Origin of the sequence: Sphingobacterium sp. B29, from assembly GCF_001952815.1 — a bacterium.
Taxonomy (GTDB): Bacteria; Bacteroidota; Bacteroidia; order Sphingobacteriales; family Sphingobacteriaceae; genus Sphingobacterium; species Sphingobacterium siyangense.
Genome location: NZ_CP019158.1, coordinates 231,724 through 251,254 on the forward strand (window position 1 = coordinate 231,724; position 19,531 = coordinate 251,254).

Here is a 19,531-nt window from a genome sequence, read left to right on the forward strand (position 1 = left end):
AACAGATATGACAGCACAAACACCCGAAGAATTCATTTATAAAGGGAAAAGGTATCAAGGTCTCTATGCCGAACCATTGGATCAATACTTACAAACGCAGAATATTGAATTTTCACCCATAGCATCTAGTTGTTGGAGAGGTTATACATGTCTATGGATCATATCAGACAACAGGTTATATCTTACTGGTTTTTCAGGAACAATCAGAATTTATCAAATTGAAAAAAATGAATTCAGCCCTGAATTATGCTACGAGACCAAAAGTATTAGCCTTAATCATCTGTTCCCAAATCAGCAAAACATTTTTGCTGAATGGTTTTCAGGAGAGATAAGATTAGTACAGCGTGTAAAGCTTACTGGTGAGGATTATTGCGATACAGTGTACAAGAAAGTGATCCATTTAACCTTTGAAAAAGGAATTGTGATCAACGAAGAGATAATAAGAAATACAAAATCTTTTTTTTTCGAAATGGCTCCGTTTTTGGTAAGAGAAGATTTCGAGCATCCTACATCTACCTTTATAACTCGTCCTACATCTAACTAAAAATCCCACTCAATTGAAACTTGGAGGGTTTCGTGAGTGGGATTTATTAAATCAGTTGCTAATCTAGATACTTTTCTTCGTATCTTTTTAAGTCAGACTTTGTTTTCAAAAATTCAGATATCTCAAAAAAATTATAATTAGAATAAATTTCACGAATTAAATTCCCCTCTTTTGACGCTTTGTTTAAATAATGATTTTTGTAATTTTCCTTTAACTCTGAAGAACATTCTGAGGAAAAAATTTCTTGCAACTTATCAGACTTCGCCTTTTTAACGACTGGTTTCATAAACATTAGAACAACATTTTCCAATATGGAATGTCCATTTACATATAAATAGCAATTATCTGGAGTAACTCCCTTGTGAGTTAAATAATCTTTAAAGTCTTCCTTTTCTTTAATCAAATCCGAGAAGAGCTCGTTTAATTCTTCCATTTTTTTATTGATTCTTTCTCCTAGACATGAAAATGCTGATTCAAAACCATTATCAATATCACTATTATTATTCAATACTTTTATAGTATCAGAAAAATCTGAAATCGTAAAATATTTCTCTTTTTCTAAATGGTATAAAAAAACATTCCAGCAAAACAATTCATAAATCAAGTTAGAATACTTTAAAAGTAAAGTATTTAAATCAATACAGATATCTGTTTTTTTTACACACTGGATACAGAAGTTATTTAAACTTTCATGATAGCTATGTAAATTTTCAATCGAATACGCATAAGTATGAAAAATAAAATCACTGTCATTAAGCAATTTAGTGTTCTCTGTACGATTTGGCAGCAAGTAATCATAATCACTATCTAAACAGAGAATTAAGTGCTTACCTAAGTTCGATTTAAATAAATTTAATGCGCTTTGCTTACCTCTTTCATTTCCATTTTTAATTGGGAGGTCAACTTCAAATTTAAATTTTTTGGAGTTTTTGATGATAGATGTTAAAACCGTATTCCAATATGCTATATCGTCATCCGACTCGACATATACTTTTATAACTTTTGGCTCTCTATTACTTTTCATAAAATTCTGAGCTTCAATAAAGTCAGAATTTAAATTTTCTATTAGTGAGCTCGCTGTTAGCTTATTAATCGGTGAGCTCATTCGTTGTGTTGTTTTTATTTCCTAATGTTTTAATATCATCAATATTAACAATTTTATCAACCCAGCCGTTCATTACCATAGCAGGAGAATGTGTTGCAATAATTAATTGGGCATTAGGATTTAATGACCTCATTACCTCAATTAGTCTTTTTTGCCAATCAAAATGTAATGATATTTCAGGTTCATCTAAAAATACCACACTCGGCTTGCGATCTTGCAATAAGAAGACAAGTAATATTAACAGTAATTGCTTTTCTCCAGACGACAGGCTATAAATGTCCAGCTTTTTATTATTTGAGATCAATACAAAAGAAATATCATTTTTTTCTTCATCAAGCTTTTTACCGTAAAAAAAATCCTTCACGTAAGATTTAAACAAATTAAGCGAACTATACATCTCGTCATAGCTTTTTTGAATATTTTCACGATTATCTTTAAGTATTTCCTGAAAACCTTTAGCCAAATTTAATTGATAATCGAGATATTTTTTTTGGAGAAAATACAATTCCCTATCCAAATCAGTTCGAACTTTTTCATTAAATGTTTCTTCTTCGATAGTTATCGCCGTATCAAAGGTGCTTATCACATCAATATTTACTTTTCCTTTAAACTTGGATATACCGTTTTGATTCAGAAAATTAAACTTTACCGATGTTATTTTTTCTCTTTTTAATAACTCATTTTCTTCGATATCCTTTAAAATATCCCTGTATAATTCAGCATTTTTACCATCTTCCCCAGCAAGAAATCTTAATTTACTTATCGACTGTCTAAATTCTTCATAATGAAAAATCATTCCGTCATTGGAAAAGATTCTTATCTGTTTCATCCTGTCAGTCAAAAATTCTTTAGAATCTTTGTTTACGAAAGATGCCGCTAGACAGTCTAAAATTGTGGATTTTCCACTTCCATTAATTCCCGATAATATATTTACGTCTTCATTCAATTCCCAAAGAACATTATATTGTCCCCACAATTGATCTATCTCTAATTTTCTTATTTTGCAATCCATTTATTAATACTCCGTTATTGAAAAGTTTAATCTTGTTATGAATAGAACAAGATGGAAAAATGGCATTCCGTTTCGGAATCACTAGCATAAAGATATGCCAAACCAAGTTAAAAAAGAAATCGGATTACATCCCATTCTTTTTTAATGCTCCGCAGTTTGTCATACTTGATGCTTTCGTAATCCCTCCACTTCATAAAAGCACCTGAATCTTTTTAATACGTGCTGCGCACCTATTAAAAATCTTCAAGCTTTTAGAGTTTGGCTCGCCTGCTGTTCTCTCAGGCTTCGCTCTTGTCACTATTTTTGATAAGCCCAAGTCACAAGCCCCTATTTCAAAAATACCGCCAAGAAGCTTCGTCTATTTCATAGATATCGTTGAATCATGCTTCGCACTTTTCTTCAACGACCTTCGTTCAACTCGCAGGACGGCGAGCGAATAAGTTAGCTATGATATTCGTATTTTTGAGTATAACATTAGCAGGTTATTGATGCAAGAAAAAAATATAAACTCTCAGATTCAGGTTTTAATCGACTATTTTAATAAGTTGGCACCATTACTTAATGAAGATAAAATATTGATTTCAAAATTTTTTAAATCACGATTTTATCGAAAAAGACAATATATACTTCAACAGGGAGATATATGTAATTCCTTTAGTTTTGTGGTAAAAGGTTGCTTACGTATGTATAAAGCTGATCAAAAAGGAGATATTCATATAATTCAATTTGCGACCGAGAACTGGTGGATGATAGACTTAGGCAGTTTCCAAAACAAAGAAAAATCTGAATTAAATATTGAAGCTATTGAGGACACATGGACATTACAAATTGATTCCGATGATTTGATTAGACTTTATGAAATCGCACCAAAATTTAATTTTATTTTTAGAATACTAATTGAAAAGAGCTTTGTATCCCTACAGAAACGTTTATTACAAAATATCAGCTCAACTGCGGAAGAACGTTACAAAGGATTCGCAGAGTCTTATCCTCATCTAATTAATAGGCTTCCACAAGTTCAAATAGCATCCTTCCTTGGTATTACTCCCGAATTTTTAAGCCGTTTAAAAAGCAAGCTAAGCAAACGCACTTCTTAAACTAGATCAACGTTATTTCTTGATCTAGTTCATTGGTAAACGATTACCTTTTTGCGGACATTTGTATTGCAAAACTTATCTTAAAATTAAAGTGTCATTTCAATGAAAAAACTTCAAATCACATTCCTCATTATGCTTTTGGTAACAATTACCCAAGGGCAGGATATAATCTTTAAAAAACAAAAATTTGAATTAAAGAATGTTAAAGCATCAATAACCACAATGAACAAGGAGAAGGTTCTAAAAATTGAAAGGGATTTAAACCTTTTGCCTTTTGATATAAACAATATGAGTTCAACCGTGGATGAACCTACATATGCTAAATTGAAAAATTTTAATTTTCAAAATGGGGTTATTGAAGTAAAGGTAATGAGCCGTCTTCTAAAAAATGCTCCAGAACTTTCAAGGGGGTTTATTGGGCTTGCTTTTAGAATTGATAATGATGATACTAAATTTGAATCTATCTATCTCAGACCTACAAATGGCAGAGATGAAAATCAATTTCGCAGAAATCATAGTGTTCAATATTTCTCATACCCAACGTTTAAGTTTGATAGGTTAAGAAAGGAATATCCAGAAACATATGAAACTTACGCTGACATTGGATTAAATGAATGGATTCAGCTTCGAATTGAAATAAAAAATAAAACAGCTAAACTTTATATCAACAATCAAAAATATCCTTCATTTATTGTTAATGAGATGAAAGGTGGTTTACAAAATGGTGCAATAGGTTTATGGGTGGATATCGGTACCGAAGGATATTTCAAAGATTTAAATATTACTAATCTTTAAAGGAAATCTTTCGTCCCTCCAAAAGCTTTGACTTCATCACATATAGTGACTTAAAAATTATTTGGGGTGATTACATATCAAATTTGCAAGGAAGTATACTAGAATCCCTAAATTCTATTTAAGAAGAATGTTGAAGATAGAAAACCTTTGGATAATTTTGCCATGAGGTAAGAGAATAAGTTAGCTATGACTTAGAGGGTATTTATATAACGAAAAGCTTTCTAATAGAATAGGGGATATTACCCGATGGATTACGTATCCATATTATTTTTGAGGACTATTGAGAACTCATTTCTATATTTTATACCCCTTAAAAATTTTGGGTTCTCACAACTTTCTTGTCTTATTCAATTAGAGAGCATTTGGTTCGCTACTCGTTAAAATTAAAAAAAATAAAAAACCTCCTTAACTTTATACAAAGAGAAAGGAGGATATATCATGTAAACTAGCGAGAACAGTTGCGAGAACAGAAGCCTGTTTAAGGCTCAAAAAACAAGGTTAATTAACAATATTTTTAAACTACTGTTCTAACAATAGATTTGTCTATACATTTTGAAGTTTTAAGTATCCCAAAAGAAGTTCAATATTGATTTTTCACTATTTTGCGAGACAAAAGTGAGACAAAGTGAGACACTTTGCGAGACAAAAAGGCCCTAAAATGACCATTTTTTAGTATCTTTGAACAAAGAAGTAATTAATAGATTTTATAACTTCTCGGCATGGCATAAATGCAAAAAACCGCTTTAAAGGCACTATAAGGGCACAAAAAAGCCATCCTACATTTGTAAAACGGCTTTTTTCTAAGGTGACCCCGCTGAGGCTCGAACTCAGGACCCACAGATTAAGAGTCTGTTGCTCTACCAACTGAGCTACGAAGTCATTCGATAATCCAAATGTAAGGTTCACCGTAGAAAAAGTCAAGTGGAAAAGAATATTTTTTTGACTTTTATGACATTCAAGCGAGATTTTTGGCAGTTGATCGATAAAAAAACTGAGCAAAATAAGACCATCAAACTATTTATTCTTTCGCCCTATATTGCCTTGGGTTCCCACCACAGCGATCTTTCCCATAATCATTGGCTTAACTTCCATTTCTATTGGTTTATCCAGTTGCATTTTACTCCCTTTTTTGAATGGAATCACAACAGTTTTATAGCCAAACATCTGTGCACGGAGCTCTTGGTTTACCCGAAACAAAGATTGCGGTACCCAAAGCTGAAAATTTCCATTTTCATCCACTTTCGTACGATAATTTCCTAAGGATACCTCTGTGCCCACCATGCTTACATCGCTTCCAGCACAAACAACTTTACCTTTTATACTTACTTTAGTACTATCACGGCTTCCCTTTAACGCTGAATTATCATTTGTTGATGAGTTGCCCCAATCTTGCTTCTTTATCTGATCATTTTTCGTTTTTGTTTGGACAACGACAACTTCTCCAGTCAGTTTGTTTTGTGCTTGAGCAGCATGAAAACTCAAGGATCCAACCAATAGGAGGCCCGCAGCAATGCCTGTCCATCTACCTTGCCAAATGGGGTTTTTAGAAAAAGAAATAGTGGCATCCAATTCGCGCATCAACTGATCTTCATAAAATCGACCACATAACCCCCTACTGGCTTTTTTTATTTGATCCACAATTTCCTGATCATTCATCTGTGAAAAATCAACAACCATCTTCTCACATTGACCACAGAAACGGCCTTGTTCTTGTGGCGTCATCTTACCCCAATCTGCAGAGCAAGATTCTTTTACCTGTAATACAATCTTTTCCATATTGCCTTATATTTTCAGAAGGGATGCAGGAAAATCGCCAATTTCATAACGAAACAGTGCACAAAACCATTAAATACTGATAAACAGGAGATTAAAAAAAATGAAACCATTTAAAACCGTCTATTAACTTCCACAGAGCAAAGGGTGGGACCAAATGAAGTAAATGAACCGAATGAGGTAAATCATACGCTGAAGGGTAATAAATAGCAAAAATTAGAAGATCGTATTCATAAAAACATGAGACGTTAAAAAAATAGGCTGTCCAACAAAAGTTGGACAGCCTATTTTCAGTAAGTAATTCTAACTGTTACTTCCCTATTTGATATTGTCAAGAATTTCCTTTATTGCTCTTTCCAATTGCGGATCTTTATTTTCCATCCGATCTTGTACTGTATTTTTTACAAGAATATCGGGGGCAACTCCGGTTTGCTCGAGATCCTGACCATCAAGCGTATAACATCCCCAAGACGGAAGTCGATAGTTTGATCCGTCGACTAAGCCTTTAGCAGAAGTAAAAATAATCCAACGATAGGTCTCATTACCGATGATTTTCCCCAATTTAAGGGCTTTAAAGCCCGCAGCGGTCATTTCAGCATCGCTCAGCGATTGCTCATTAATCAATAAAACAATAGGTTTGGCAGATGGTGCAAAATTACTTTGTGGAGCAAGTTTACCACCTCGGTATTGCCATTGTAAGTAAGGGCGTTGTGACAGGAATCGTAAAACTTCGTCGTGCACATTTCCGCCTGTATTATACCGTAAATCTAAAATAATCCCTTGTTTGTTATTCTCCTGTTCAGCCATGTCGATCAAGAACCGCTGTAACTCAGTATCCGACATATTTTTCATGTGTGAATACGCTATCTTATTGCTACTCAACTGATCAACTCGGCTTCGGCTATCTCTAATCCATTGGTCGTAGAGGAGGTCTCTAAACACAGCGCTTGATACCGGACGAATGTTTGTCTGAATTTCCTTGCCATTACGATTCAAGGTCAATTGGATTTCTTCTTCCAGTGAAGGCCAAGTAAAATAACTATCGCGGTCTGCCTGCGTATTCAATTTTGTTCCATTAATCGCCATGAGAATATCACCCGCGTGAATATCAGCCTCTTTCTTTGCTGCGGGGCCATTCGGAACAATATAGCTAATCTGATAAGGGTTGCTTGTATCATAGATCACACCGATTTCATTCGTTACAAAACCAAACGGCTTACGTTCTTCCTGTCCCATAGAACTGAAACCCAAATGTGACGAATTGAGTTCGCCCAACATATCATTTAAGAGGATGCGCAAATCTGTCCTATCGTTGATACCTGGAAGATATTTCTCATATTTCTTTTTAACAGCGGTCCAATCTACACCATGGAAATTGCTATCGTAGAAATTCTCCTCCAGATTGGCCCATGTCTCATAAAACATCTGATTGAACTCTTTCTCAAGATCCCGATTGAATTTAAAACTCATTGTGACCGCATCAAGCTTATTCAAATCAAGATTATATTTCTGAATTGTTCCTCGACTCAACACAAAGTACTTGCCTGCAGACTCTACAAATTGCCCCATGCCTCCATCAGTGACTTTTTCGGTTTTGGCTGGTGTAAATAACTCATATGCGGTACGATATGTACTATATTTTCCTTCATGATTGGAAGCATAGAACAAATAGGATTTATCCCCTTTTTGTATCACCAAAGGATCAGATTGTGTTCCAAATGCTGGACTGACTTGCTCAATTCGGTCACGCAATCCTTCTAAATCCAATTGGACCAAAACAGCTTTCTTGGATTCGGCTACTGGTGTTGCGGTTGACTTTACCTTGTCGGCATCATTTTTCTTCTTATCCTTAGCAGCATCTTCCTTCTTAGTTGCACCAGTTTTATTTACTGTCGTATCTTTCTTTTCAGGTGTTACAAATAATTCATCAAACTTTGCGCTACGATAAGGTTGGTCAAAGTTGGTCAATGCCATTCGGAAAATGCTTGAGTTTTGCATACCAGTAGGATAAGAAGGCTTAGTCCTATTACTCGCAAAATAAATGTATTTACCATCAGGAGACCAATATGGTGCTGCCTCTGTAACACCTGTATTTGTCAAATTTGTCGTTTGCTCATTTTTCAGGTTATACACAAAGATATCCTGTTCAAAATTGCGTATAGCCGTGAATAAAAGATAATTTCCATCGGGAGAAAATGAGGGCGAAGAATTTTGAAATGCCCAGATTTCATCTCTAACTACTGTTTGGCTCTTCAAACTTGTCAAATCCAATAGACGAACTTCATCACGTCCACTGAGATATACCGCTTTTGTTTTATCCGCGTTGAATGTAATATCCCGATTGTTACGCAGATCTTGTGTCAATTGTTTTACCTCTCCTTTACCGTCTGCTGTGCGTGAAAACCAGTTCTGATACCCTTGATACGTTTGACTATAGAGCAATGTTTTACTGTTTTTAAGCCATTTAACTTCCATGATGCGCTCCCCTTGACTTGGCATCTGACGAACAAACTTTCCTTCGATATCCGAAACGAACAATTCCCCACGGGATACAAATGCCATCTTTTTCCCGTCCGGTGAAACGTCGAAATTACTGATGTTACCTGAAATGTTGAACTCCTTCAGCTTTCCTAGGACCTGATTACGGTTAAGTGCGATGTTGGGCTGCACGGTTTTCTTTCCATTAACATCGTAGATATAAAGCTGGTACCCTTTTTCAAATGCGATCTTACTACCATCTGCCGCGACAAACGGACGTTTGATTGATTCCGGAAAAGAAGTCAATTGGGTTTTCGCTTTTCCCGCAATTTGATAAAGATTGTATTCACCATTGCTTTCGTCGGACACATAGAATATGTTTCCTTTTTGGTCTACTGTCGGCCAAAAATCCTTACCTATATAATCTGTATACTGTTGAAAAGCTTTTGTTTTGGGATTATAGGACTTTATATCCGGATTGAAAGCACCTTTATATCGCTTGCGGTTGGCCGAGCTGTAGCCTTCCCAGCTATCATTGAATAATAATTCTCCTGAAGGTGTTGGCACCACATTACTGATATAATTAAAGACATGAGGAAACAACCTTGTTGCCGTTCCGCCATCCAAAGCGACTTGATAAGCACTCATTCTATTATAACGCGATGACGTAAAATAAAGCGTCTTACTATCCCAGCTCCAGCTGTCTACTTCATCCGAAGCATCGTGCGATGTCAGCTGTCGTATATCTCCACCAGCCAAAGGCATCACATAGACGTCCATGTTACCATTTTGATTGGCCGAAAACGCTAGCCATTTTCCATCGGGGGAAATTCGTGGATTGATCTCATTTCCTTCCATTCCTGTCAGCCGAACTGCAACACCGCCCTGGCTCCCTACTTTCCAAAGGTCGCCTTCGTAGCTAAAAACCATTTCCTTACCATCGGGACTCAACGCCGGATGGGACAAAAATGTGGGTTGCTGCGCAATAACACAGGTAGTTCCAGCATAAGCTAGTACTGTGCTTAAGATTAGTTTTTTTATCATTTTATCTAGGAGGCTAATAATTGTTTGCCAATACAAAGGTAGAATAGGTATTGAACAATACCAATATGAAATAGTGAAGAATTTTATATTTTTATTTCTTCAGCATTTATCGTAGACCTATTCCACTTATTCATAGGTGTTTATTTTCTAAAGAAGTAGAAGCTCCCACTCGACCTATTTTTGACTTCCACATCTAATATCTTTTTAAATTGAACCATGCTTGAAAATAGACTGAAACAAATGTGTGTCTTTCCTGTTCTTATACAAGGAATGGTTATGCAAAACATATCATTTTGAATACATATGTTTTAGCAAAATTCAAAAAGGACATCGTATTATTTTCTTACTGAAAGACTGAAACAGAAGATAATTATCGAATTAATCGCATATAATTATCAACAATCCGATGAGCAATTTAAATATAGGCATATTTCTGTATTCCTATTGCAACCTAAAAGCTGAAGTATTTTTTGAATCATTATATTTTTTAATGGGATACTTATCCTTAACTTTGCACCCTCAAATCAGAAACTATGGAAGCAACGTTAACTCACTCAGACGAAGATCTTTATAACAAACGAAATCGCATAAGAATCGCGGTATCACTTTTCTTTTTTTGCCAAGGGATCGCGTTTGCATCTTGGGCAAGTCGAATTCCCGTTATTAAAGCTCATCTCCATTTAAGTGAGGGGCAATTGGGTACAATTTTACTGATGCTTCCTGTTGGTCAGCTTGCAACAATGGCTCTCTCAGGAAAGCTGGTCACAAAATATGGCAGTGCAAGTGTTTTGCGTATTGTACCTATCGCTTACACCTTGGTCCTGTGCTCCATCCCCTTTGCACAGAATGCCTGGCAGTTGGGGGGCATATTATTTCTGTTTGGTGTCACTGGCAATATGTGTAATATTTCCGTTAACACGCAAGGCGTTGCAACTGAGCAGATTTTCAAAAAATCAATAATGACTTCTTTTCATGGGGCCTGGAGCATCGCTGGCTTCACAGGTGCACTAGTCGGCTTGTTAACGATGAATTTGGGTCTGAACACCTTTTATCATTTTTTAATCATATTAGTCATTGTCACAGCGAATACACTCATCAACCAAAAGTATTTGGTTCCGGGCAAATCTCCTCAAAAGGAAAAGCGTAGTTTTTTCTCTAAACCAGAAGGTGGCTTACTGCAACTCGGCATTATCGGCTTTTTCAGCATGGCAACAGAAGGGGCAATGTTTGACTGGAGTGGGGTATATTTCAAAGAGATCGTTCAAGCTCCCGAAAAATTTGTTGTCGTTGGCTACGCATCTTTTATGATTATGATGGCCACTGGGCGCTTTGTTGGTGATGCTGTCATTCGCAAATTAGGGAGAAAAAGAACCCTGCAATACAGTGGCCTGCTGATGTTTGTCGGAATGATGACATCGGTTATTTTTCCTGAATTTATCATCTGCACCCTCGCTTTTATGTTAGTAGGTATAGGTGTGGCCTGCAACGTCCCATCTATCTATAGCATTGCTGGGCAGAACAAAAATGTACCATCTGGAGTAGCCTTAGCCATGGTTTCAAGCATCAGTTACCTGGGTTTTTTAATGGGACCGCCTTTAATTGGATATATTGCTGAAGCTTTTAGCCTACGCTATTCCTACGGTGTTTTTGCCTGTTTCGGCCTATTGATGTTTGTGATGGTTGGGCGATTATCTCTATTTAAAGAAACACGCGCAGCCTAATCTATCAAAGCACATGTTTACCGAATTTGCACTTTAGATTTTGACCTGAAGAAATCTCAGTCCAAATGACATGCGTTTACGTCTTAAAACATAAGGCATTGCAAGTAAATAAAAACAAGCCGTACTGGTTCCTAAAATCGATCCAAACCATACATCTTCAACAAAATGCTGGCCCAAATACACCCGAGAGTAGCCTGTTAATACAGCAAGAACAAATAAAATTATACCAAAAGCTCTATTTTTTGAGATAATGGCTAACGTAGCAGCCATTGCAAAGGCCGACGTTGTATGTCCAGAAGGGAAAGAGTTAAAGTGCGCTACACGCAACCAAGAAACAACATGGAATGTTGGGTCTCCATGAAATACCGTTGCCGGTCTATCGGCATCGAAAAGGTTTTTCAATACACAACAGGTCAGCCCTGAAAAGATATAAGTCCCGAGGATAGCTCGAGCAAAATTCCACTGCTGTGTACAGCAGTAAGCAATAAAAACACCTATAACAAAAAAACCATCTCCAAAATAGGTCTGTATTGTAAAAAGAATATCGGCCCAAAATGCATGACGTGTATTCACAAAATGGAATGAATCTCCCTTCGGTATAAATACAACTACAGCTGTCATTAAGGCCATCCAAATGGCAAAGCAAACAAAAAAAGCAGGATTAGCCGCATATACCTTTCTAAATTGGTATAATAAAAATTTTCCCATTCAATCTATGTTACAGAATTACAGGCCAAAAGTAAAATTGCTGTATGTGTAAATAATGATCCCAAAATAAACATTCTATTAAAAATTTACAATTCTATTACGCATTTATTTTGATAAGAAAAGAAAAACTATTAATCACTTAACAAAAAAAGCGATGGAAATCCATCGCTTTTCTCAGTAGCCCCGAGCAGAATCGAACTGCTATCAAATGTTTAGGAAACATCTATTCTATCCGTTGAACTACGGGGCCTTTTCAGAAGCCAAACTTAGGTTTATTTTATATATAAGTCAATAGCTAGTCTAAAATCCTGTTATATTTTTTTCAAAAAGAGAGGTAACCCCTGTATAGACTGGTTATACTAAAGCGATTAACATCCACAATAGCGAAAATCTATTTTAAAGCCGTTTCATGTACGATGGAATAGTCACGAACAAACGCAAATTTAGAACCTGAAAGATAAACTGGATTTAGAAAATGAAAAATGGTGGAGGGAGAAGGATTCGAACCTTCGAAGCCGAAGCAACGGATTTACAGTCCGTCCCATTTGACCGCTCTGGAACCCCTCCAGCATTGTGTTGTTCTAGAATCGAACGTCGCAAAAGTAGCTTTTGATTTGCAAAACTGCAATTATTTTAGGCCATAAATTTGTAACTACCGCAGTATTAATTCATTTATTTTCAAGAAACATTCAAATGATCTGTTCATCATGAGATCAAGTTATCAATATTATAATAAAAACTTATTGTTATAATCTAGTCATAATAGATTTTGACGATAGTGTATTGGTAAAATCAATTCGCTTTTTGCATCGAGTTGCTGTATCTTTGTCTCAACAAAAAAAAAGAAAGATATATTATGAGTTTCACAGGTAAAAGTTTTCCAAGCATTACAGTAGATGCAATTGATTATTTAGGCGACAATTTACAAATCAACATTTTTGAAAAAGCAGTCAAAGAAGGTAAAAAAGTGCTTTTATTTTGGTATCCAAAAGATTTCACTTTCGTATGTCCTACTGAATTACACGCTTTCCAAGAAGCTGCTGCTGAGTTTGAAAAACGCAATACAATCTTAATCGGCGCTTCTTGCGATACAAATGAAGTACACTTTGCCTGGTTAAACACAGCAAAAGATAACGGTGGAATTGAAGGTGTTGAATATCCTCTTTTGGCAGACACTAACCGCAACTTATCAAGTATATTGGGAATCTTAGATGTTCAAGAAATCGAACACCCTGAATACGGAACATTGGCACAAGGTTCTGCGGTTACTTATAGAGCAACTTACTTGATCGATGAAACTGGCCGTGTATTCCATGAATCAGTAAACGACATGCCTTTGGGCCGTAACGTTAAAGAATACTTACGCTTGATCGACGCTTACGCTCACGTACAGAAATTTGGCGAAGTGTGTCCTGCAAACTGGGAAGAAGGTAAAGATGCCATGAACGCAGATAGAAAAGGTGTAGCTGATTATTTAGCGAAACACTAACAATACAAGACCACAGCGTCTTATCAACGGGGGCTTTTCCCGGCTCCTGTTGATTTCTCCAACAATCACCTTAATAATAAAATCATGTTACAAGAATTAGAAAACGATAATTTACAAGAAATTGTAAACAATAACGATATTGTTATGGTTCAGTACTCCGCCACTTGGTGTGGTAACTGCAAAATCATGAAACCAAAATTCAAAAAATTGGCTGGCGAAAATGATAGTGTACCTTTTGTTATTGCTGATGCAGAAAAATTTCCTGAATCCCGCAAACTGGCAAATGTCAATAACCTACCCACTTTTGCCGCTTTTAAAAACGGTAAATTAGTCAATCAGGTACAAACAAATAAGTTAGACGCATTAGTAGAATTATTCAATGAAACTACCAGTAATTAAGCATTTGACAGAGTTCATCGAGCAGAATGATGTAGATTATGTCTTGGAAACAATCGAGACACTGGAAGCATTAACCGAAGCTCCTTTGAAAGATGAAGAACTTGACGTTCTTGGTGAATTGATTTCAAACCTATACGGAGCTGTAGAGGTTGATAAATTAATTAAAGAAGGTAACTCAAAAAAAGACGCGTTAAATATGTTTATGAAGCGTGTTCTAGGTGCTATTGATAAATAGTCTTTGCAAAAAAAAGCATTCGTGTGAAACTTTCTTTAAAGGTTGTTCCTGTCGTTTTTGAGCATTTGAAGCATAGAAACTAACATCAATTGAAATTTGTCAAACAAATATGCAATTGGATTTAGACCAATCCAGATTTTTTTAAAGGTAGCGGAGAATCTATCTTATCCTAAATATCGTTGTATTGCAGCATCTTAAACGTATTACACCTATATATTACATGTTTTCCAAAAGCTAAAATGTTGACAAAATTTAGCAATGTGGAAAACTAATTAAAGTAATCTGACAGAACTAAATATTTTCTACATATATTTACTATGTTAAAGGTTGCCACTTGGAGCGAAGCGACAAAATAACTATTCTCTAAAAATTCGTTTCAGGAAAAAATATTTTAATTGTTAAACGGAAATTCCAACTTGATTGGGATTTCCGTTTTTTATTTATGCCCATATTTTACCTTTCAACGATCGATCCCTTTACCTCTTCGTTAAATATTGACCTAAGTTGAATCAGGTTAATGGTTAATATCCGTAAGTTAAAGCAATAAACCAACGTCATAAACGCACTACTTGAAGACTGTCAATAAAATTACAATCTCCAACAATCCGTTGTTCATCAAAATTTTTATCTTTAAACATGCGAAGACCTTTTCTATCTGTTATTATTATTTTGGCTGGTATCTTGTCAACTTCAATCGTTAAAGCACAGAATCCACAGTGGAATGCTGCTGAAATTAAAGTTAATCTAGAAAAACTGAACGTGTTGGGCTCAGTCCTTTATTTTGCGGCACATCCGGATGATGAAAATACTCGGCTAATCGCTTGGCTAGCTCAGGAAAAAAAATATAAAACAGGTTATTTATCCCTAACTCGAGGTGACGGCGGACAAAACCTCATCGGAACAGAACAAGGTATTGAACTTGGATTGATTCGAACGCAGGAATTACTGGCTGCTCGAAAAACCGATAAGGGTGAGCAATTTTTTTCCTCAGCATATGATTTTGGATTCTCAAAGACTCCAGAAGAAACTTTCGAATTCTGGGATAAACAGCGTGTTCTTCGCGAAGCCGTATGGATCATCCGCAAATTTAGGCCCGATGTCATTATCACACGTTTTCCTCCAGATCCAAGAGGCGGACATGGTCATCATCAAGCCTCTGCCATTCTAGCACATGAAGCCTTTAAAGCTGCTGCTGATCCGAATCAATTTCCAGAGCAGCTTCAATTTGTACGCCCCTGGAAAGCTAAACGCTTGCTTTGGAATACAGCTAATTTCGGAGGTCAAAACAATACACGTGAGGATCAATTAAAAATAGATATCGGGGATTACAATTCTCTTCTAGGAGCCTCTTATGGAGAAATTGCCGCACACAGCCGTTCATCACACAAAAGCCAAGGCTTTGGTTCGGCAAGCCAACGTGGCTCATCAATCGAATACTTTGAGTATGTAGACGGTGCACCTGCAAAAAATACACTCTTGGATGGTGTTGAAACCTCATGGAAAAGAATTCAAAACGGCAGTAAAGTTCAGTCCCTGATTGATCACATCAATCAAACATATCAAATTGATAAGCCCGAATTGATCATTGCTGAATTGATCCAACTGTACAGAGAACTGGATCAAATTGATGATGAATACTGGAAAACTGAAAAGAAAAAAGAGGTTGAAAAACTAATCCTTGCCTGTGGTGGAATTTGGTTCGAAAGTATCGCTAAAAATCCATCCTATGCCTTGGAAGATCAGATCAAAGTGGAACATTCCATTATTGTTCGGCGTCCAAATGTAACCGTTGAGCTGACCCAAATAAATGGAAATAGCATTCATGAAACACTAAAAATAAACAAACTACAAAGAGACTCTGTTCTTATACATGCCGACAGGACGACACAACCATATTGGTTGATTGAACCACATGGAAAAGGCAAATTTAATGTCAGTGATTTTAACCTGACAGGCTATCCAAAAAACCCCTATGCTCCAGAGGTATCATTTCAACTCCGGATCAATGGTGAAAATATCACACTCAATCAGCCCATAAAATATAAGTATACTGATCCTGTTCGTGGCGAAATCTACGACCCCATTGTGATCATCCCACAGTTGACTGCAAAAAGTTCCAGCCCTTTGGCACTTACACAAAATTCCCACACGGTCAAAGTGAATCTGACTTTTCAGAAAAACGGACAAGCAAACACAACCACGTTTAACGTCAGACCGAATGTACCTAAAGGCTGGGAAGTTTCACCGGCATCTTTTGACCTATCTTTTGACAAAGGCGAACGTACAATTTCCAGAGAGATCAGCATAAAACCATCAGATGCTTCTAAATCTTCCATTGATACCCTTGGGTTCCTCTTGGCAAACAAAGAACGTTTAAAAGAGATAAAAGCCATCGATTACAATCATATACCTAATATTGTTTATTTCCCCGATGTAGCTATAAAAATGAGCAATATCAACCTGATCAACGCGGTAAAAAAAGTGGCATACATCCATGGGGCAGGGGATCTAATTCCTGAATCGTTGACTGCCATTGGTATTAAAGTCGATGTATTAAGTAACGAACAGGCATTAAAAGCAGACCTTTCTAGCTACGATGCTGTAATCTTGGGTGTACGAATTTTCAACGTTAACAAGCAAATTGCGCAGCTCCAAAACAGACTACTTGCGTATGTGAACATGGGTGGAACGGTCCTGGAACAGTACAATGTAAACAATGGACTGTTCTCAAAAAACTTTGGTCCTTTTCCTTTTAGCATCGGCAGAAGCCGTGTAACAGACGAACTTGCAACGGTACATTTCGATAAAAATGACCCGATTTTTAATTACCCGAACAAGATCAGCGACGCCGACTTCGAACACTGGGTGCAGGAGCGGGGACTCTACTTTGCGGAAGATATTGATAAAAAATATCGCACCCCGATCACCATGCAAGATCCCGGCGAACCGTTACATAATGGCTCATTACTCATTGCTCAATATGGAAAAGGTAAATTTGTTTATACATCTTTGTCTTTTTTCAGACAATTGCCTGCCGGAATTCCCGGAGCTTACAGATTATTCGTAAATTTGCTATCAAAATCAAAATAATATAATAATGGAAAATCAGATTGACAACAGCTGCACGACAATTGATGCTGGCAAAGCAAAAGGAATCATTCTTTTAGTTGCTGTAGTATTTGGTGCATTAATTGGATTCACTGCAAACGAGACATTTTTAAGCATCTTTGGAGGTGCCGCTGTCGGATTGATTATCGCTGCTATTTTTAATAGCGTTATCTATCCTCAAAAGCCTTCAGATAGATAAGAAAGATGAATAGCTGGAAGCGTTTCTACTGGTTGGTCGTTATCTGGCTATTCGTATTCATCCTTTTTCTGTACATTTTCACGAACCACTATTCATGAGTACAGCAGATTGGATCGTGTTATTTCTGACACTCTTAGTTATTGTCATTTATGGCGTTTATAAGAGTAGAGGTATAAAAAATATTGATGGATATCTTCTAGGTAATCGTTCTTTACCCTGGTATCACGTCGGATTATCGGTAATGGCGACGCAAGCGAGCGCCATTACTTTCTTATCTGCCCCCGGCTTAGCTTATTCCTCAGGAATGAGTTTTGTCCAATTCTACTTTGGTCTTCCGTTGGCCATGATTGTGCTCTGCATTACATTTGTTCCTATTTTTCATAAGCTAAAAGTATTTACAGCTTACGAATTTCTAGAAAAACGGTTTGATGTCAAAACCAGAGGGCTCACCGCCATTCTTTTTTTGATACAGCGGGGAATATCAACGGGTATTACCATCTTTGCACCGGCTTTAATTATATCGACCCTCCTTCATATTGATCTAACATGGACCACATTGGCCATAGGAAGTTTTGTTGTTATCTATACGACCTATGGAGGAACCAAAGCCGTGTCTCATACACAGTTGCTTCAAATGAGCATTATCTTTGGATCATTACTCGTAGCAGGTATATTAGTTATCCATCTGCTGCCAGAGTCCATTGGATTATCAAAAGCGCTTCATATTGCAGGAAAATCAGGAAAAACCAATGCATTGGATTTTACTTTTGACCTCAATAATAACTATACACTTTGGACAGGACTAATCGGTGGTTTTTTCCTACAGCTTTCCTACTTCGGGACCGACCAAAGTCAAGTAGGTCGTTATTTGACAGGGGCTTCGATCAAAGAAAGTCGCATGGGATTAATTATGAATGGTCTATTGAAAATCCCTATGCAATTTGCTATCCTGTTGATTGGAGTTCTGGTATTTGCCTATTATCAATTCCATCAGCCGCCCATTTTTTTCAACCAAGTCGAGATCAAGAAGCTCAAAGAAAGCAAATATGCTCCTGACTACCAGCTTCTCGAACAAAAGCATAGTGAGCTATTTAAAACACGTGAATCTGTTGTTCAGCAGCTTAATACAGCATTGGATCACGACGATGAAAAAAGAATTGCTGATTATCGATCCTCACTCGGTCAACTTAATGCAAAAATGCAGGTCGTAAAAGAAGGGACATTGGACTTAATCAAAAAAAACAACCCAACAGCGGAAACGAATGACAATAATTATGTCTTTCTTTCTTTTGTGACAAGCGTCTTTCCAAAGGGCCTAATTGGGCTACTCATAGCGGTCATTTTTCTCGCATCCATGGGGTCTACGGCAAGTGCTATTAACTCATTGGCCTCAACAACGACCATTGATATCTACAAAAGATTTATTAACCCTAACTCATCTGAAAAACAAGATCTTTTGTGGTCGCGTTTATTTACGTTGATCTGGGGTACATTTACTGTTATTGTTGCTTTGTATGCGAACAGATTGGGTAATCTCCTCGAAGCGGTCAATATCTTGGGCTCACTATTCTATGGTACTATCCTAGGGATTTTTATCGTCGCCTTCTACATGAAGAAAATTCAAGGCAAAGCTGTTTTTCTTGCAGCCATTCTTTCCGAAATTATAGTGATAGCAGTATGGACGATGAATAAGATTCCTTTTCTTTGGCTAAATCTTATTGGCTGCCTAGCTGTCATGTTAATCGCCTATATCGTACAACTGGGGGTGAAAGCACCTCGTCCTATAGAGGACAAAAGGGATCTTGAATAAAAAAAGCCTGATTG

At 36.7% G+C, this 19,531-nt stretch carries 15 protein-coding genes and 3 tRNA genes; 10 read left to right on the forward strand and 8 right to left on the reverse strand.

Annotation, left to right across the window (positions count from 1 at the left end; genetic code table 11):
- The first annotated feature begins 7 nt into the window (after nucleotides 1–7).
- Nucleotides 8–544 carry a hypothetical protein gene (locus tag BV902_RS01020; RefSeq protein ID WP_075990393.1) on the forward strand — a complete coding sequence of 179 codons (537 nt, stop codon included), beginning with the start codon at nucleotides 8–10 and terminating at the stop codon, nucleotides 542–544.
- 58 nt (nucleotides 545–602) lie between these two features.
- Here the strand turns inward: BV902_RS01020 and BV902_RS01025 are convergent, their stop codons facing one another.
- Both BV902_RS01025 and BV902_RS01030 read right to left on the reverse strand, forming a co-directional pair.
- Nucleotides 603–1,649, reverse strand: coding sequence for a DUF4435 domain-containing protein (locus tag BV902_RS01025; protein ID WP_075990394.1), 1,047 nt, complete (start codon nucleotides 1,647–1,649; stop codon nucleotides 603–605).
- Complete coding sequence (locus BV902_RS01030; RefSeq protein ID WP_075990395.1) at nucleotides 1,633–2,661, reverse strand: AAA family ATPase; 1,029 nt, start codon at nucleotides 2,659–2,661, stop codon at nucleotides 1,633–1,635. Before BV902_RS01030 ends, BV902_RS01025 begins: the two co-directional genes overlap by 17 nt.
- Before the next feature lie 488 nt (nucleotides 2,662–3,149).
- On the opposite strand from BV902_RS01030, the gene BV902_RS01035 reads away from it, so the two are divergent.
- On the forward strand, nucleotides 3,150–3,758 hold the full coding sequence (locus tag BV902_RS01035; protein WP_075990396.1) for a Crp/Fnr family transcriptional regulator: 609 nt from the start codon (nucleotides 3,150–3,152) through the stop codon (nucleotides 3,756–3,758).
- 102 nt (nucleotides 3,759–3,860) lie between these two features.
- Nucleotides 3,861–4,553, forward strand: coding sequence for a hypothetical protein (locus tag BV902_RS01040; RefSeq protein ID WP_216640417.1), 693 nt, complete (start codon nucleotides 3,861–3,863; stop codon nucleotides 4,551–4,553).
- An 806-nt stretch (nucleotides 4,554–5,359) separates the two neighbouring features.
- Here the strand turns inward: BV902_RS01040 and BV902_RS01045 are convergent.
- The 3 genes from BV902_RS01045 to BV902_RS01055 all read right to left on the reverse strand — a co-directional run bounded on the left by BV902_RS01045 (nucleotide 5,360) and on the right by BV902_RS01055 (nucleotide 9,848).
- Nucleotides 5,360–5,432, reverse strand: a tRNA-Lys gene (locus tag BV902_RS01045).
- A 135-nt stretch (nucleotides 5,433–5,567) separates the two neighbouring features.
- Complete coding sequence (locus tag BV902_RS01050; RefSeq protein WP_075990397.1) at nucleotides 5,568–6,329, reverse strand: hypothetical protein; 762 nt, start codon at nucleotides 6,327–6,329, stop codon at nucleotides 5,568–5,570.
- A 315-nt stretch (nucleotides 6,330–6,644) separates the two neighbouring features.
- Nucleotides 6,645–9,848 (reverse strand): S41 family peptidase, encoded by a 3,204-nt coding sequence (locus tag BV902_RS01055; RefSeq protein WP_075990398.1) that lies wholly within the window; start codon nucleotides 9,846–9,848, stop codon nucleotides 6,645–6,647.
- 533 nt (nucleotides 9,849–10,381) lie between these two features.
- On the opposite strand from BV902_RS01055, the gene BV902_RS01060 reads away from it, so the two are divergent.
- Nucleotides 10,382–11,569, forward strand: a complete 1,188-nt coding sequence (locus tag BV902_RS01060; RefSeq protein ID WP_075990399.1) for an MFS transporter — start codon at nucleotides 10,382–10,384, stop codon at nucleotides 11,567–11,569.
- 33 nt (nucleotides 11,570–11,602) lie between these two features.
- Here the strand turns inward: BV902_RS01060 and BV902_RS01065 are convergent, their stop codons facing one another.
- The 3 genes from BV902_RS01065 to BV902_RS01075 all read right to left on the reverse strand — a co-directional run bounded on the left by BV902_RS01065 (nucleotide 11,603) and on the right by BV902_RS01075 (nucleotide 12,844).
- Nucleotides 11,603–12,277, reverse strand: coding sequence for a phosphatase PAP2 family protein (locus tag BV902_RS01065; RefSeq protein ID WP_075990400.1), 675 nt, complete (start codon nucleotides 12,275–12,277; stop codon nucleotides 11,603–11,605).
- Nucleotides 12,278–12,455: 178 nt separating this feature from the next.
- Nucleotides 12,456–12,527, reverse strand: a tRNA-Arg gene (locus tag BV902_RS01070).
- Nucleotides 12,528–12,760: 233 nt separating this feature from the next.
- Nucleotides 12,761–12,844 (reverse strand) — tRNA-Tyr (locus BV902_RS01075).
- Nucleotides 12,845–13,133: 289 nt separating this feature from the next.
- On the opposite strand from BV902_RS01075, the gene BV902_RS01080 reads away from it, so the two are divergent.
- The 6 genes from BV902_RS01080 to BV902_RS01105 all read left to right on the forward strand — a co-directional run bounded on the left by BV902_RS01080 (nucleotide 13,134) and on the right by BV902_RS01105 (nucleotide 19,517).
- Nucleotides 13,134–13,766, forward strand: a complete 633-nt coding sequence (locus BV902_RS01080) for a peroxiredoxin (RefSeq protein WP_075990401.1) — start codon at nucleotides 13,134–13,136, stop codon at nucleotides 13,764–13,766.
- 84 nt (nucleotides 13,767–13,850) lie between these two features.
- On the forward strand, nucleotides 13,851–14,165 hold the full coding sequence (locus tag BV902_RS01085; RefSeq protein ID WP_046673204.1) for a thioredoxin family protein: 315 nt from the start codon (nucleotides 13,851–13,853) through the stop codon (nucleotides 14,163–14,165).
- The gene (locus tag BV902_RS01090) at nucleotides 14,146–14,400 is read left to right on the forward strand and encodes a DUF6952 family protein (RefSeq protein WP_046673203.1); all 255 of its coding nucleotides are present in this window, start codon (nucleotides 14,146–14,148) and stop codon (nucleotides 14,398–14,400) included. The genes BV902_RS01085 and BV902_RS01090 overlap by 20 nt, the downstream gene beginning before the upstream one ends.
- 636 nt (nucleotides 14,401–15,036) lie before the next feature.
- Complete coding sequence (locus BV902_RS01095) at nucleotides 15,037–17,490, forward strand: PIG-L family deacetylase (RefSeq protein WP_075990402.1); 2,454 nt, start codon at nucleotides 15,037–15,039, stop codon at nucleotides 17,488–17,490.
- Nucleotides 17,491–17,497: 7 nt separating this feature from the next.
- Nucleotides 17,498–17,707 (forward strand): hypothetical protein, encoded by a 210-nt coding sequence (locus tag BV902_RS01100; RefSeq protein WP_075990403.1) that lies wholly within the window; start codon nucleotides 17,498–17,500, stop codon nucleotides 17,705–17,707.
- Nucleotides 17,708–17,801: 94 nt separating this feature from the next.
- Complete coding sequence (locus tag BV902_RS01105; RefSeq protein ID WP_075990404.1) at nucleotides 17,802–19,517, forward strand: sodium:solute symporter; 1,716 nt, start codon at nucleotides 17,802–17,804, stop codon at nucleotides 19,515–19,517.
- The last annotated feature ends 14 nt before the right edge of the window (nucleotides 19,518–19,531 follow it).